The sequence below is a fragment of the Pseudomonas sp. PSB11 genome (assembly GCF_014596605.1).
GTDB classification, from domain to species: Bacteria; Pseudomonadota; Gammaproteobacteria; order Pseudomonadales; family Pseudomonadaceae; genus Aquipseudomonas; species Aquipseudomonas umsongensis.
The window spans coordinates 21,140-36,991 of the sequence record NZ_NOIO01000029.1 but is presented as its reverse complement, the minus strand read 5'-3'; the positions used below and the strand labels follow the sequence as shown (position 1 = coordinate 36,991).

Annotated in this window: 12 protein-coding genes; 7 read left to right on the top strand and 5 right to left on the bottom strand. The window is 59.7% G+C overall.

Going from position 1 to position 15,852, the window contains the following annotated elements; all coding sequences use genetic code 11:
* Nucleotides 1-53: 53 nt before the first annotated feature.
* The gene (locus CGA21_RS25285; RefSeq protein WP_110752915.1) at nucleotides 54-1,541 is read left to right on the top strand and encodes a helicase HerA-like domain-containing protein; all 1,488 of its coding nucleotides are present in this window, start codon (nucleotides 54-56) and stop codon (nucleotides 1,539-1,541) included.
* Between the two features lie 102 nt (nucleotides 1,542-1,643).
* Here the strand turns inward: CGA21_RS25285 and CGA21_RS25280 are convergent, their stop codons facing one another.
* Nucleotides 1,644-2,099 (bottom strand): DUF721 domain-containing protein, encoded by a 456-nt coding sequence (locus CGA21_RS25280; protein ID WP_188265295.1) that lies wholly within the window; start codon nucleotides 2,097-2,099, stop codon nucleotides 1,644-1,646.
* A gap of 307 nt (nucleotides 2,100-2,406) precedes the next feature.
* Here CGA21_RS25280 and secA point away from each other — a divergent pair, with 307 nt between their 5' ends.
* The 4 genes from secA (at nucleotide 2,407) to CGA21_RS25260 (ending at nucleotide 8,187) form a co-directional block, all read left to right on the top strand.
* Nucleotides 2,407-5,142, top strand: coding sequence for a preprotein translocase subunit SecA (gene secA, locus CGA21_RS25275; protein WP_020797884.1), 2,736 nt, complete (start codon nucleotides 2,407-2,409; stop codon nucleotides 5,140-5,142).
* 121 nt (nucleotides 5,143-5,263) lie between these two features.
* Nucleotides 5,264-6,481, top strand: coding sequence for a bifunctional glutamate N-acetyltransferase/amino-acid acetyltransferase ArgJ (gene argJ / locus CGA21_RS25270; RefSeq protein WP_020797885.1), 1,218 nt, complete (start codon nucleotides 5,264-5,266; stop codon nucleotides 6,479-6,481).
* A gap of 132 nt (nucleotides 6,482-6,613) precedes the next feature.
* Nucleotides 6,614-7,246, top strand: coding sequence for a glutathione S-transferase family protein (locus CGA21_RS25265; RefSeq protein WP_188265294.1), 633 nt, complete (start codon nucleotides 6,614-6,616; stop codon nucleotides 7,244-7,246).
* Nucleotides 7,243-8,187 (top strand): Nudix family hydrolase, encoded by a 945-nt coding sequence (locus tag CGA21_RS25260; protein ID WP_188265293.1) that lies wholly within the window; start codon nucleotides 7,243-7,245, stop codon nucleotides 8,185-8,187. The genes CGA21_RS25265 and CGA21_RS25260 overlap by 4 nt, the downstream gene beginning before the upstream one ends.
* Nucleotides 8,188-8,301: 114 nt before the next feature.
* On the opposite strand, the gene CGA21_RS25255 is transcribed toward CGA21_RS25260, so the two are convergent.
* Genes CGA21_RS25255 through CGA21_RS25245 form a run of 3 tightly spaced genes read right to left on the bottom strand, consistent with a single transcriptional unit; the run spans nucleotide 8,302 to nucleotide 11,885 of the window.
* Nucleotides 8,302-8,883, bottom strand: a complete 582-nt coding sequence (locus tag CGA21_RS25255) for a cob(I)yrinic acid a,c-diamide adenosyltransferase (RefSeq protein ID WP_110752875.1) — start codon at nucleotides 8,881-8,883, stop codon at nucleotides 8,302-8,304.
* A 2-nt stretch (nucleotides 8,884-8,885) separates the two neighbouring features.
* Nucleotides 8,886-10,922 (bottom strand): HAMP domain-containing sensor histidine kinase, encoded by a 2,037-nt coding sequence (locus CGA21_RS25250; protein ID WP_110752877.1) that lies wholly within the window; start codon nucleotides 10,920-10,922, stop codon nucleotides 8,886-8,888.
* 45 nt (nucleotides 10,923-10,967) lie between these two features.
* Complete coding sequence (locus tag CGA21_RS25245; RefSeq protein WP_110752879.1) at nucleotides 10,968-11,885, bottom strand: putative 2-dehydropantoate 2-reductase; 918 nt, start codon at nucleotides 11,883-11,885, stop codon at nucleotides 10,968-10,970.
* 142 nt (nucleotides 11,886-12,027) lie between these two features.
* Here CGA21_RS25245 and CGA21_RS25240 point away from each other — a divergent pair, with 142 nt between their 5' ends.
* Nucleotides 12,028-12,513, top strand: a complete 486-nt coding sequence (locus CGA21_RS25240; RefSeq protein ID WP_007977344.1) for a YajQ family cyclic di-GMP-binding protein — start codon at nucleotides 12,028-12,030, stop codon at nucleotides 12,511-12,513.
* A gap of 141 nt (nucleotides 12,514-12,654) precedes the next feature.
* Nucleotides 12,655-13,497: a mechanosensitive ion channel family protein gene (locus tag CGA21_RS25235; RefSeq protein ID WP_110752881.1), complete on the top strand. Its 843-nt coding sequence runs from the start codon at nucleotides 12,655-12,657 to the stop codon at nucleotides 13,495-13,497.
* A 208-nt stretch (nucleotides 13,498-13,705) separates the two neighbouring features.
* Here CGA21_RS25235 and CGA21_RS25230 read toward each other — a convergent pair whose 3' ends face one another.
* Nucleotides 13,706-15,034, bottom strand: a complete 1,329-nt coding sequence (locus tag CGA21_RS25230; protein WP_188265292.1) for an OprD family porin — start codon at nucleotides 15,032-15,034, stop codon at nucleotides 13,706-13,708.
* Nucleotides 15,035-15,852 lie beyond the last annotated feature (818 nt).

The following is a 15,852-nucleotide window of genomic DNA, read 5'->3' as shown; positions in this document are numbered from 1 at the left end:
TGTCGATATTTCTATCGGCCGTGTAGGACCAAAGATTAACCATGGGTGACCAAATGCCTGATTCATTGCAACTTGTTATCGGCGCCGATCTCGCGGGGCAGCCGATCGCCCAGGCCATGCGCCTGGCGAACCGCCACGGATTGATCGCAGGCGCTACCGGGACCGGCAAGACCGTCACGTTGCAACGTCTGGCCGAAGCCTTCAGCGATGCCGGCGTGGCGGTCTTTGCCGCCGACATTAAGGGTGACCTGTGCGGCCTGGGTGCTGCCGGCAACCCCCAGGGCAAGATCGCCGAGCGCATTGCCGGCATGCCCTGGCTGAGCCACAAGCCTGCGGCCTATCCGGTGACCTTGTGGGACATTCACGGTCAGTCCGGTCATCCTTTGCGCACGACATTGAGTGAAATGGGGCCGTTACTCCTCGGCAGCCTGCTGGAATTGACCGACAGCCAGCAGTCGGCGCTGTATGCCGCGTTCAAGGTGGCCGACCGCGAAGGCTTGTTGTTGCTGGATTTGAAGGATCTCAAGGCGCTGCTCAATCACCTCAAGGACCACCCCGAACTGCTGGGGGATGACGCTGCGCTGATGACCACCGGCTCCAGCCAGGCCCTGCTACGACGCCTGGCAACCCTGGAACAGCAGGGCGCTGAGGCGCTGTTTGGTGAGCCGGCGCTGCAACTGGAGGATATTCTGCAACCGACCGCCGATGGCCGCGGGCGCATCCACCTGCTCGATGCCAGTCGTCTGGTGCATGAAGCCCCCAAGGTCTACGCAACGTTCCTGCTGTGGCTGCTGGCCGAACTGTTCGAGCAACTGCCAGAACGTGGCGACGCGGACAAACCGTTGCTGGCGCTGTTTTTCGACGAGGCACATTTGTTGTTCGCTGGCACGCCCAAGGCGCTGCAGGATCGACTGGAGCAAGTGGTGCGGCTGATTCGATCCAAAGGGGTGGGGGTGTATTTCGTCACCCAGTCACCGGGCGATTTGCCCGATGACGTGTTGGCCCAGTTGGGCCTGCGCATCCAGCACGGCTTGCGCGCGTTCACCGCCAAGGAGCAGAAATCACTGCGAGCGGTGGCCGATGGCTTCCGACCGAACCCGGCGTTCGACGCCCTGTCGGTGCTGACCGAGCTGGGCATCGGCGAGGCACTGGTGGGCACCTTGCAGGACAAGGGCACGCCGGAAATGGTCCAGCGCGTGCTGGTGGCTCCACCGCAATCACGCATCGGGCCGCTGACGGAAACGGAGCGCACGCTGCTGATAGCCGGTTCGCCGTGCAAGGGGCGGTATGACAAGCCGATCGATCGTGAATCAGCCTATGAAATACTGATGGGGCGCAAGGGGCTGGCCCCCGAACCTGAGGCTGCGCCGGCAAAACCGGCTGCGCAGGAGCCGAGTTTCACCGAGCAAGCCGGAGAGTTTCTCGGCACGGCCGCAGGGCAGGCATTGAAATCAGCGATGCGACAGGCGGCTAATCAGCTGGGACGGCAATTGGTGCGCGGGTTGATGGGGTCATTGTTGGGCGGCAGCAAACGCCGCTAACTGTGGGAGCGAGCCTGCTCGCGAATCCGATGTTACATTCAACATTTATGTTGACTGAAGCACCGCTTTCGCGAGCAGGCTCGCTCCCACAGGGGTTTTATGTCATGCCTTGGACTTGGCGTGCGCCGCCAAGCGCTCCAGCGCCGCCCGCAGATTCGGATCGCTGATGCCGTCGGCCGTGGCCTGGATGGTCGCGGCCGCATCATTGGATAAATCCATGGTATGCCCGGTCGCCCCTTGTTTTACGGTAGGCGGCTGGACCTTGAACAGGATTCGCGTGAGGCTGGCGAACTCATCGAACATCTGCAGTTGCCGCTGCAGGCGTTTTTGCTGGTAGCGCAGGCGGGTGGCCCAATGACCATCGGTGACAATGAGCAACAAGCTGCCTTCGCGCCAGGACGCCACGTGGCAATGCGCGCGTGCGGCGGGTTGCAGCTGGCTCTCGAGCAAGCGTTGCAAATGACCCAGGCGTTGAGCATGGCCTAGAATGGCCTTGAGTGGCTTGGCTTCGCGAAGCAGGACGGCGGGTGCTCTGGCCGTAAGAGGGCGAAATGCCATGATCAGACACCTGAAGTAACAGAGCCGCCATGGTAGCAGAAAGCACCGGATGCGCCCGACCCATTGCTTTGCGCGCGCTTTACCCATTAAATCAACCAGTAACTTCTGCCGTGAATGGCTTGAAGTTCAGCGATTTGCCCTTATTTTAAATGAGCCCCGTCACAACGCTGTGCCAGCATCGTGGAGTAACGCCACTTTCCTCACCACCGTTTCCGGGTAGAATGCTCGTTCGCATGCGGCCATGAGGGCTGCTCGGGCGACTCACGGGGCCGCCCTCCATCCCTTTAGTGTGGAAGATCCTGCCGATATGTTTGCGCCTTTGTTAAAAAAACTTTTTGGAAGCAAGAACGAGCGTGAAGTCAAACGCATGCTCAAGACGGTGCAACTCGTCAATGCCTTCGAAGAGCGAATGGTGGCCCTTTCGGACGATCAATTGCGTGCCAAGACAGACGAGTTCAAGGCCCGCTTCGCCAAAGGGGAAACCCTCGACCAGCTTCTGCCGGAAGCCTTCGCGGTTGCCCGTGAAGCCGGCAAGCGCGTCATGGGGATGCGTCACTTCGATGTCCAGCTGATCGGTGGCATGACCTTGCATGAAGGCAAGATCGCCGAGATGCGTACCGGTGAAGGCAAGACCCTGGTGGCAACGCTGGGTGTTTACCTCAACGCATTGTCCGGCAAGGGCGTGCACGTTGTGACGGTGAACGACTACCTGGCCCGTCGTGACGCCAACTGGATGCGCCCGCTCTACGAATTCCTCGGATTGACGGTCGGCGTGGTCACGCCATTCCAGCCGCCGGAAGAGAAGCGCCTGGCCTATGCCGCCGACATCACCTATGGCACCAACAACGAGTTCGGTTTCGATTACCTGCGCGACAACATGGCGTTCAGCATGGAAGAAAAATTCCAGCGCGAACTCAATTTTGCCGTAATCGACGAAGTCGACTCCATCCTCATCGACGAAGCCCGCACCCCGCTGATCATTTCCGGTCAGGCCGAGGACAGCTCCAAGCTGTATATCGAGATCAACAAACTGATCCCGCAGTTGGAGCTGCACGTCGAAGAAGTCGAAGGCGAAGTTACCAAGGCCGGTCACTACACCGTTGACGAGAAGACCCGCCAGGTCGAGCTCAACGAAGCCGGTCACCAGTTCGTCGAAGACGCGCTCACCCGTCTTGGGCTGCTGGCGGAAGGCGAGAGCCTGTATTCGGCGCACAACCTGGCCCTGCTGACCCACGTTTATGCCGGTCTGCGTGCGCACAAACTGTTCCATCGCAACGTTGAATACATCGTGCAGGACGGCCAGGTCGTCCTGGTCGACGAGCACACCGGTCGCACCATGCCCGGCCGCCGTCTGTCCGAAGGCTTGCACCAGGCCATCGAAGCCAAGGAAAACCTGAACATCCAGGCCGAAAGCCAGACGCTGGCCTCGACCACCTTCCAGAACTACTTCCGTCTGTACAACAAACTGTCCGGCATGACCGGTACGGCCGACACCGAAGCGTTCGAGTTCCATCAGATCTATGGCTTGCAGGTCATCGTCATTCCGACGAACAAGCCGCTGGCCCGTAAAGACTACAACGACCTGGTGTTCCTGACCGCCGACGAGAAATATGCGGCAATCGTCACGGACATCAAGGAAAGCATGGCCGCGGGCCGTCCGGTGCTGGTGGGTACTGCGACCATCGAAACCTCCGAGCGCATGTCCGACCTGCTCAACAAGGAAGGCATCGAGCACAAGGTCCTGAACGCCAAGTTCCACGAAAAAGAAGCCGAGATCATCGCCCAGGCCGGTCGCCCGGGTGCACTGACCATCGCCACCAACATGGCCGGTCGCGGTACCGACATCCTGTTGGGCGGCAACTGGGAAGTGGAAGTGGCCTCGCTGGAAAATCCGACCCCTGAGCAGATTGCCCAGATCAAGGCGGACTGGCAGAAACGTCACCAGCAAGTGCTCGAGTCGGGTGGTTTGCAGGTGATCGCGTCCGAGCGTCACGAATCGCGCCGTATCGACAACCAATTGCGTGGTCGTGCCGGTCGTCAGGGTGACGCCGGTTCCAGTCGTTTCTACCTGTCGCTGGAAGACAGCCTGATGCGCATCTTCGCCTCTGATCGGGTGAAGAACTTCATGAAGGCCCTGGGCATGCAGCCTGGCGAAGCGATTGAGCACCGCATGGTGACCAACGCCATCGAAAAGGCCCAGCGCAAGGTTGAAGGTCGCAACTTCGATATTCGCAAGCAACTGCTGGAGTTCGACGACGTCAACAACGAACAGCGTAAAGTGATCTATCACATGCGTAACACGTTGCTGGCTGCCGACAACATCGGTGAAACCATTGCCGACTTCCGCCAGGACGTACTCAACGCTACCGTCAGCGCGCACATTCCACCGCAATCGCTGCCAGAGCAGTGGGACGTGGCGGGTCTGGAAGCTGCCCTGGAAAGCGATTTCGGTGTGAAGCTGCCGATCCAGCAGTGGCTCGACGAAGACGATCACCTGTACGAGGAAACCCTGCGCGAGAAGCTGATGCAGGAGCTGATCGCCGCGTACAACGAGAAAGAAGACCAGGCGGGCGCGGAAGCGCTGCGCACCTTCGAGAAGCAAATCGTCCTGCGCGTGCTGGATGACCTGTGGAAAGACCACCTGTCGACCATGGATCACCTGCGTCACGGCATCCACTTGCGCGGTTATGCGCAGAAGAACCCGAAGCAAGAGTACAAGCGCGAGTCGTTCACGCTGTTCTCCGAACTGCTGGATTCGATCAAGCGCGACTCGATCCGTGTGTTGTCACACGTTCAGGTGCGTCGCGAAGATCCGGCCGAGGAAGAGGCGCGCCTGCGCCAGGAAGCCGAGGCACTGGCGGCGCGCATGCAGTTCCTGCATGAAGAGGCCCCGAGCCTGGAGCAGCCGGAGCAGTTGGGTGAAGAGGTCGATGTGGCCCTTGCCACCGCCCCGGTTCGCAACGAGCAGAAGCTGGGCCGTAACGAACTGTGCTACTGCGGTTCGGGCAAGAAGTTCAAGCATTGCCACGGGCAGATCCAGTAACCCCCGTTTCATACGCTGAAATACCCGCGCCGCGACCGGCTCATGCCGTCGCGGCGTTTTGCCATTTTTACCATCGCTTTTGCTGAAGCGGTGCAGACATCATCTATAAAGGAGCGCATTCATGGCTGTTGGTCTTGGTCCTTTGCCAACGTTGCACCCGGTTGCCGGTTTTGAACTCGGTATCGCCTCGGCCGGTATCAAGCGCCCGGGGCGCAAGGATGTGGTGGTCATGCGTTGTGCCGAAGGCTCGACAGTGGCGGGTGTATTCACCTTGAACGCCTTTTGCGCCGCCCCGGTGATCCTGGCCAAGCAGCGCGTGCAAGGTCCGGTGCGTTACCTGCTGACCAATACTGGCAATGCCAACGCCGGTACCGGTGAGCCGGGCCTGGCCGCGGCCGAGCGCACCTGCGCCAAGCTGGCAGAGTTGACCGGCGTAGACGCCAGCCTGGTGCTGCCGTATTCCACTGGTGTGATCGGCGAGCCGCTACCGGTCGAGAAAATCGAGGGCGCACTGCAAGCCGCCCTCGACGATCTGTCGGAGAACAACTGGGAAGCTGCCGCCACTGGCATCATGACCACCGATACCCTGCCCAAGGGTGCCAGCCGCCAGTTCCAGCACGACGGCGTGACCATCACCGTCACCGGTATCAGCAAGGGCGCGGGCATGATTCGCCCGAACATGGCGACCATGCTCGGCTATATCGCCACCGACGCCAAGGTTGCTCGTGACGTGCTGCAAAACCTGATGCTGGACGGCGCCAACAAGTCGTTCAACCGCATCACCATCGACGGCGACACCTCGACCAACGACTGCTGCATGCTGATCGCCACCGGTCAGGCGGCGTTGCCGGAAATCACCCGTGCCGAAGGCGAGCTGTTCGCCAAGCTCAAGCAGGCGGTATTTGAGGTGTGCATGGAAGTGGCCCAGGCGATCGTTCGCGACGGCGAAGGCGCGACCAAATTCGTTACCGTTGAAGTCAACGGCGGCGGCACTCACCAGGAATGCCTGGACGTTGGCTACACCGTGGCCCACTCGCCATTGATCAAGACGGCGCTGTTCGCTTCCGACCCGAACTGGGGCCGCATCCTCGCGGCTGTTGGTCGTGCCGGCGTGCCGAACCTGGACGTGAGCAAGATTGATGTGTTCCTCGGTGAAGTGTGCATCGCCAGCCGTGGCGCCCGCGCTGCGACCTACACCGAAGCCCAGGGCGCAGCGGTGATGCAGCAGGAAGAAATCACTATTCGTATCGAATTGGGTCGTGGTGATTGCAGCGAAACCATCTGGACCACCGACCTGTCCCACGAGTACGTGAAGATCAACGCCGAGTACCGTACGTAACGGTGCAAAACCTGTAGGAGCCGGCTTGCTGGCGAAGGCATCCTCTGCGGTGATAGATGTGTCGAGGCCGCTACCGTTTTTGCTGGCAAGCCAGCTCCTACAGGACTCCTTTATGCTTGAGGACTCTTGAACATGAGCCTGCACCTGATCATCGGCGACAAACTGCTTTCCTCCTGGTCCCTGCGTGGCGCCCTGGCCCTCGATCTGACCGGCGCCTCCTACACCGAAGAACTGATCAAGCTGAACCAGCCGGACACCCGTGAGCGTCTGCTCAAGCATTCGCCCACCGGCAAAGTCCCGTTGCTCAAGACCGCGCACGGCACCATCGCCGACTCCCTGGCGATTGCCGAATACCTGGCGGAACAGTTCCCCGACGCGGGCCTGTGGCCCAAAGATACCGCCGCCCGTGCCCAGGCGCGTTCGGCGTGCGCACAAATGCACAGTGGATTCTTCGCCATGCGCGGCAATATGCCATTCGACCTGAGTCATGACGCACCGCTGTCGCCGGTTCCGGCGGATGTGCAGGCAGACATCGAGCGCATGTCGGCGTTGTGGGCTGAATGCCGTTCTGTCGCGACCGAGCCTGGGCCCTACCTGTTCGGTCGCATAAGCCTTGCCGACGTGTTTTTTGCTCCCGTTGCCGTGCGCCTGCGCACCTATCAGGTCACTCTGTCGGCAGTCGACGAAGCCTATGTTCAAACCCTCTACCAATGGCCAGCGTTCAAGGCTTGGCAGAAGGCCGGCCTGGAGGAGATCAAGCGGTGAAACGAGTACACGTAGCAGCCGCCGTTATCCGTGATGGCAGCGGCAAGATCCTCATCGCCCGTCGTGCCGATACTCAGCACCAGGGCGGCCTGTGGGAATTTCCCGGTGGCAAGGTCGAGGCCGACGAGTCGGTCGAAAGCGCCTTGGCCCGTGAGCTGCAGGAAGAGCTGGGTATCGTGGTCGGCGCGGCGCGCCCGCTGATCAAGGTCCGTCACGATTACCCGGACAAGCAGGTGTTGCTGGATGTCTGGGAAGTCTCGGCGTTCACCGGTGAGCCTCACGGCGCCGAAGGTCAGCCACTGGCCTGGGTGACGGCGCGTGACCTGTCGGGTTACGAGTTCCCAGAGGCCAATCGGCCAATCGTGGCGGCCGCGCGCTTGCCCGAGCAATACCTGATCACGCCTGAAGACCTGGAACCCCCGGCCCTGTTGCGAGGGATCCAGAAAGCCATCGCAGGCGGCATCAAGTTGATCCAGTTGCGCGCCCCCAACGGTTACGACCCCAAATACCGCGATCTGGCTGTGGACGCGGTCGGGCTGTGTGCCGGCAAGGCACAGTTGATGATCAAGGGGCCGTTCGAGTGGCTGGGAGATTTCCCCTCCGCGGGCTGGCACATCACCTCGGCCCAACTGCGCAAGTACGCGGCCGCGGGTCGGCCGCTGCCGGCATCGCGCTGGTTAGCGGCGTCCTGCCATAACGCTGAAGAGCTGGCGCTGGCCGAGGAGATGGGTGTGGATTTCGTGACCCTGTCGCCGGTGCAGCCGACCTTGACACATCCGGACGCTCTACCGCTTGGCTGGGAGCAGGCTTCGAGCTTGATCGAGGGTTTCAGCAGGCCGGTGTTTCTGCTGGGTGGGGTTGGCCCGGCGGAAGTCGAGAAAGCTTGGGCGGCAGGTGCGCAGGGCGTGGCGGGGATTCGGGCGTTCTGGCCTGAGACTTGATTCTCTGGTGTAGCCATTGACCCCTTCGCGAGCAGGCTCGCTCCCACAGTTGACCGCGTACTCGGTCAACTGTGGGAGCGGGCTTGCTCGCGAAGGCGGTTTGGCAGGCGCAGCTTAAACTTCAGGTTTCACCGCCGGCTGCCACAAAATCTCGGCAACCCCCTGACGCCGGGCAATCAATCTTGCCACCACAAACAACAAATCCGACAGCCGATTGATATAAGCCAATCCCACCCCGCCCAAAGGCTCAACAGCATTCAAATGCTGGCAGCGGCGCTCGGCACTGCGAGCCAGGCTTCTGCACACATGCGCCTGGGCGATCAGCATCGACCCACCCGGCAGAATGAAATTCTCCAGCGGCCCAAGCTCTTCATTCCATACATCGATCGCCGCTTCCAGTCGTTCGATTTCCGCGGCGTTCAGCGCCTGATACTCCGGCATGGCCAGTTCACCGCCGAGGTCAAACAACCGGTGCTGGCAGGGCGCCAATACCTCGATCACTTCCTTCAAGCCCGGATGCAGGGCAACTTCTGCCGCCAGTCCAGCCAGTAACACTCCGACCTGACTGTTGAGCGTATCCACCTCGCCAATAGCCTCGATCCGTGGGTGGTCCTTGGGCACACGGCGACCGTCGCCCAGGCCGGTTTCGCCTTTGTCGCCGGTGCGGGTGTAAATCTTCGACAAGCGAAAGCCCATGGTTACCTCGTTAACTGGTTGAGTTCTTGAGAGACGAGCGGGGTGCTCGCCAATGGCAGGCGCAGGGTAAAGCAGGTGCCCTGGCCTTGGGTCGATTGCACTTCCATCTGGCCCTTGTGGTTGTTGGTGATGATGAAATACGAGACCGACAGGCCAAGGCCGGTACCCTGACCGATTTCCTTGGTGGTGAAAAACGGTTCGAAGATGCGCTTGCGCACGCTTTCGCTCATGCCGATGCCGTTGTCTTCGACCTGGATCTCTGCCCACGGCGGATTCAGCTTGGTGCGCAGGATGATGCGCCCTGGTTCGCTGTCGTCTTCACGTTGGTGAATGGCTTGAGCGGCGTTTTTCAGCAGGTTGAGCAGCACCTGTTCCAGCTCGTTGGCGGTACCGGGCACTGGCCCCAGCGCCGGGTCGAACTGGCGAATGATCGCCTGGCCCTTGAAGTCGAAACCAATTGCCAGGTCGAAGTCGTTTCCGGCGATTTCCACCGCCTGGTCGATCAGCGCTGGCAGATCGCACGGGGCCATTTGGCGGGTACTGCGCCGACTGAAGCTGAGCATGTGCGTGACGATCTTAGCCGCCCGGGCGCCGGCCTGCTGGATGCCGTCGAGCAGTTGTGGCACTTCGCGTGCTTGCAGGTACTGGTTGACGGTCGACAGCTCGACACCGATCTGCTCGGCCTGTTCCAGGTTCTTGGGCAGTTCAGGGGACAGCCGGCGGCGGATATTCTGCACGTTGTGCAGGATCGCACCGAGCGGGTTGTTGATTTCGTGGGCCATGCCGGCGGCGAGGCCACCGACGGAGAGCATTTTCTCTGACTGCACCATCATTTCTTCAAGGGACAGGCGCTGGGTAATGTCGTCGATGCGGATCACCACGCCACGTCCGGCACCGCCCATCAACGGATAGAAGGTCAGGGCGTAGTGGCGGGGTTCATCGTCCTTGACCCAGGTCACGCGCTCGATCTTGGCCACCGTGTGCTGCTCGACGGTTTGCTTGAGCTGCGGCAGGAAGGGCTTGAGCGGTTCGAAGGCGAGGAAGATCGGTTGGTTCAAGGCTTCGTCCAGGCGTGTACCGGACAGGGCGCTGGCTTCCTGGTTCCACTGCGTTACGTAAAGCTGTTCGTCGAGGGCGATCAGCGCCGATGGCATGGAGTCGATGATGCTGTTGAGGTAATTCTGGAAACCCGTGAGTTTTTTCTCGATCTTGCTCCGTACCTGGACTTCGAGTTCCAGCTTGCGATTGGTGTGGCGGGTTTCTTCGGCCAGTCCCTGGGCCTGGTCATACGCGGCCTGAGAGTCATCACGGGCACGCTTGAGTTGCTGTTCCCGGGCCTCGATTCGCGAGAGCATGGTGTTGAACGCCTCGGCCAGGCTGCCGATTTCATCGTGATTGCCCCGGGAGGCGCGCAGGGCATAGTTCTCTTCCCGGGTCACTTGGCGGGAGAGCTCCTCCAACTGATGAATCGGCCGGGTAATCAGGCGTTTGATCTGTCGCGCGATGACCAGCCACAGCAGCACACTGAAAATCAGGATCCCCAGGCTGGCGGTCAGGGTCCCGGTATAGAACGCCATCGGCAGCTCGCTACTGGCCACCAGCAGCAGGTGGCCGGGTGCGGTGCCGGGGCGGGGCAGGGTGATGACCTGGTTACTGCGAAACTCGGTGACTTGCCAGGATTCGATGTTGCGGTAATGCTTGGGCAGGCTCAGGTGATCGCCATGTTGCAATTGCGCCAGGCGCTCGCCCTTGCCGTCATACAGGGCTGCAGCGCGCAATGGTGAATAGCTGTCGAGCTCATCGAGCAGGCGTTGGGCGCTTTGCGGTGATTGCAGTGCCTCAGACACCAGGCTCGGGTTGGAGACCAGTCGGCCGATGGTCTGCAGGGCCTGGGGCGCCATGCTTTCCTGGGAAATGTAGTAAGCGGCGCTGATAAAGGTCAGGTTCGCAACCAGCAGTACAGTGGTCAACAGCACCAGCAGGGCGGCCAGCAGTTTCTGGCCGACAGGGAGGTTTTCAAGACGCTGGCGCAATGGCATCAGGTTTATCGCTGCAAGGGAACAAGTGGCCAGCGTAGCCGCTGCTCAGTCGCTGGGCAATCCAAGGCTGAGCAGGCGCGCGATCAACTTGGACTCCAGTTGATTGAGGTGTGGCAAGTTCAGTTGATGCCGCGCCGCGACTTTACAGGCATGGCCCAGCAGGTAGCTGATTTCGGTGCGGCGCCGGTTGCTGACGTCCTGGTACATCGAGGAGTAGTTGGCAGCGGTCGCGTGGATCACCCGTTCAACCTCCTGTTGCAGGTTTTCGGCGGCTGCTGGCTGGCCGCACCGCTCAAGCAGCTCGATGAGTTCACCGCACAGGGTGGCGACCTCACAGTGGTGCTCCTGCAACCCCCCGTTGCGACAATCGTGCAGCACCGTCAACGGATTGATCGCGCAGTTGAGCGCCAGTTTGCGCCACAACCGGGTGAGAATCTCGGTGCTCCACTCATGGGGAATGCCCGCGGCGTCGAGGTCGTCCAGCCAGATCGGGGCGACGGGATGGCCGGCATCCCCCAGCCAGGTAAACCCGTGCCCGGCAAAGACTACACGCCAGTCACCGTCGCGAAAGGCGCCTTCAGTGCTTGACGCATAAATGCAGCGCGCCTGGGGGACTTGCGCCGCCACGGCGTCCTGGCTGCCCAGGCCGTTCTGCAGCAGGATCAGCTCGGCGCCGGGCGCCAGTCGGGGTGCCAGCTGTGCCACGGCCAGCTCCGCATCGTAGGCTTTGCAGGCGACCAGTAGTCGATTAATCGGCGCGAGGCTGTCGGCCGTTTCGGCACTTACCGGGTATAGCTGTGCCTGGCCATGTTCGACCAGCGTCAACCCGCCTGCCGCCTCGTACGCCCGCAGCCGGGCTGCGTCACGCAGTATCAGGCGCACCGGCACTGCGGCCCGGGCCAGGCGAGTGGCCCACAACGTGCCGAGGCTACCGGCGCCTAGAACATGCCAGGTGGTGGACATCAGCTTTTTGCTCTGTTTGAGGCGCGCATGGGTGGCTCGCAGTGAATGATCGGAAAGACCCGTTATAATCAGCGCGGATTTTAACCGCAAGCCAGGCGTGCTCCATCTTGATCGAGCGCGCCCTATTTATTGGAGAGATTACATGCCGTCGTTCGACGTGGTATCCGAACTGGACAAACACGAAGTCACCAACGCGGTCGAGAACGCCGTCAAGGAACTCGATCGTCGCTATGACCTGAAAGGCAAAGGCAGCTTCGAGTTCAAGGAAAAGGACCTGACCGTCAACCTGACCGCTGAAGCGGATTTCCAGCTCGAGGCGATGATTGAGATCCTCAAGCTGGCCCTGGTCAAGCGCAAGATCGATGTGCAGTGCCTTGAGGTCAAGGATGCGTTTGCATCGGGCAAGCTGATGAAGCAGGAAGCTGTGCTCAAGGAAGGCATCGACAAAGAGCTGGCGAAGAAAATCGTCGCTCACGTCAAGGACGCCAAACTGAAGGTGCAGGCCGCCATCCAGGGTGAGCAGGTGCGCATCACCGGCAAGAAGCGTGACGACCTGCAGGAAGCCATTGCAGTGCTGCGAGCCAAGGAATTCGGCATGCCGCTGCAGTTCAACAACTTCCGCGACTGACGTGCAAGGCGGGAACCTCCAGGCGTTTTCGGCGTCCGAGGGCCAAGCAACGGCAGAAACGATCGATCCGCACAGGGTTCGGTCTTTCTGCCGCTTTATTTTTCGCGTGCCGGGTAGCCGGAAAAATGCAGGAGAAAGCAGATGGACTTAAATGCTGAAGTAGACAATCTGGTCAGGGTGTCCCAATCCTGGATCCCGATGATCATGGAATATGGCAGCCGTGTGCTGCTGGCAGTGATTACCCTGGCGATCGGCTGGTGGTTGATCAACAAGGTCACGCACAAGCTCGGTGGCCTGATAGCCCTGCGTAACGCTGACCTTGCGCTGCAAGGCTTTATCAGCAGCCTGGCGAACATCATTCTGAAGATCCTGCTGGTCGTCAGCGTGGCGTCGATGATTGGTGTGGAAACCACTTCGTTCGTGGCGGCGATCGGTGCGGCTGGCCTGGCCATTGGCCTGGCATTGCAGGGCAGCCTGGCGAACTTCGCCGGCGGCGTGCTGATCCTGCTGTTCCGTCCTTTCCGTATCGGTGACTGGATCGAAGCCCAAGGCGTAGCGGGTACTGTCGACAGCATTCAGATCTTCCACACCGTGCTGCGCACCGGCGATAACAAGACCATCATCGTGCCTAACGGCAATCTGTCGAACGGCATCATCACCAACACCAACCGTCAACCGACCCGCAAAGTGGTGTTCGATGTGGGTGTCGATTACGAAGCGGACTTGCAGAAGGCCCGTGAAGTCTTGCTGGAGTTGGCCAAGGACCCGCGCGTGTTGGACGACCCGGCACCGCAGGCAGTCATTTCGACCCTGGGTGACAGTTCAATCACCGTTTCCCTGCGTGTCTGGGTGAAAACAGCGGATTACTGGGACGTGATGTTCATGTTTAACGAACAGTCCCGTGACCGATTGAAAACGGCGGGTATTGACATTCCATTTCCACAGCGTGTAGTTCGAGTGGTTCAGGAGGCGGCCGTACAGTAAGCCTGTTTTGTTAGCGGATACATAAACCCGAGAGATTAAAAGTCTCTCGGGTTTTTTTGTGACTATTGATCAGTTCATTGAAAAAAGTATTAACGTTATGCGAGGAAGTTGCTTGCTGTAGTGTTTGGCATATGGCAGGCATAAAAAAACCGCCCACCTGAAAAGGTGGGCGGTTCTTGATCTACTCAGTTGCCTACTTACACCCTGATTACAGGATGCTCAGTGGGTACTCGATGATCAGACGGGTGTCGTAGACGTCAGACGAGTAGCCGCTGTACGCGCCGTTCGAGCGGTAGTTGGCGAAACGTGCACGGAACGACAGGTCTTTTGCTGGACCTTCCTGTACGACGTACTTGGACTCCAGGTTCCACTCGTTTTCCTTACCTTCACCCAGACCGTTGGTCTTGATGTTGTCACCCATTACGTAACGGGTCATGAAGCTCAGGCCAGGAACGCCGTATTGCGCCATGTTCAGGTCGTAGCGAGCTTGGTAGGATTTTTCCTCGCGGCCCACGAAGTCGGAGATCTGAATGGAGTTGGATACGAAGATGGTGCTGTTGCCGTCAACGCCGTAGTAGTAAGCGTTGTCGCCGCTCGACTGCTGGTAGGCCAGGGTGAATTTGTGAGCGCCCAGGCTGTAGGCAGCCGCCAGGGACCACAGGTTGTTGTCCACACCCAGGGTGCCGTCGCCGATTGCGTCAACCAGGTCGCCACGCTTGTCGCCCTTGGTTTTGTAACCGTTGAGGTCGAAGTTCAGCGACTGTTCGTCGTTGATCGGCACGGTCAGGTTCATGTTGACGTAGTACTTCTTGAAGTACTCTTCAGCATCCGACGCAGCCACGGCAGCGGTGAAGTTATCGGTGAAGGCGTAGCTGGCACCGAAGATGTTGATGCCGTCGCTCAGGCCCTTGGAGTGGAAACCGTCTTCATCTGGCAGGCCGCCGATGCTGTCACGGGCCATACCGGTTTGTTTGCTCAGTGCGGTGAAGCGACCGGCGCTCACTTCCAGGCCTTTGATTTCCTTGGAAGTGATCAGGGTACCGGTAGCCACTTCCGGCAGCATACGGCTGTCGTCAGTCGCGAACACTGGGCTGGCAACGAACTGCTGGCCGTATTTCAGGACGGTGTCGGACAGACGCAGTTTCACTGCACCGCCAACCTTGCCCTGGGATTTTTCCGGGTTGCCGTCGCTGTCGTTAGCGAACAGGCCGTTACCACGCTTGCCCGAACCGCCGTCCAGTTTCACTGCGCCCATGGCCATGGCGTCGAGGCCGAAACCAACAATACCTTGAGTGAAGCCCGACTCGTAAGTGAGCAACTGGCTCAGACCGGAGTCCTGACGATAGCCGGCAGTGCCGCTCGATGGGTTGCTCGCGCCGTTCTTGTAGTCGCGGTTCATGTACTCAAAACGGGTTTTGAGTTTCAGGCTTTGGTCGCCGAAGAAACCCTTGGACTCGTCCTGGGACGACGCCACTGCGAACTGCGAGGTACCAGCTGCAACAGCCAGTGCGATCATGCTCCACTTCATCACGCGCATCGTGATTTGCTCCTTTGGTTTTTAGAAGAGTACTGCCGCTCCACCTGTTTTATTATCTGGGCGGCTCTTTCTTTTTGTGTCGGCGCAAACTTATATCACGCCGACAATGTTGGCGATACTTGCGCATCTATCCTTTCAGCTTCTTTACGACCCTGTCGTAAACGGCTAGCTAGATGTCGCAAATTTACAGCCCCGATGCAACCGGACTGACAACTTTAATGCTGTTTTTCTGGACTGGCGCATCGATAAAAAGAGTCCCTGGTGAAACGTTTGAATCTCCATCGGGCTACCCTGCCACTGTTTTTTTGGGTCTCAAGGCTGGCCGCTTCCCGCGGTGCCTTATAGACGATGTGGGTATCAATGCAACAAGCGTGCACAAATCAGAACTCCATCGATGTTTTTTTCTGTCTGGCTGCTTGAAGCGGTAAAAACCTCATAAAACCGGGGGGCTCATGCTGCTTTACTTCAGGCTTGACGCAGGGGTGGGCATCGTGTTTGACCTCCATGTCTGGCCGCGTGACATTCAAAAGCGTTACCGGTTCACCCCGCCAGTGAGTAAATGGCGGATATGCGAAGCACTCAGCGTAGACGTACTGTGCGGTTTTGGTGCAAAAAATTTCAATCACTGTGCTGATTCAAACAGTCGGCAGTTTTTACGCGGCGTGAGCGGGCGGTGGTTTGTTGGTCACTTTCGCGTTTTTTGCGGTGCGTTGGTTCTGTATTGGTGCGGTTTCGCAGGAAATGTGTCAACTCGGGGCGCGCATGTGCCATTTGTAGATCCTTGGGCGGCGTAGGCGGTGGTTCGGTGTGAAGCTGGC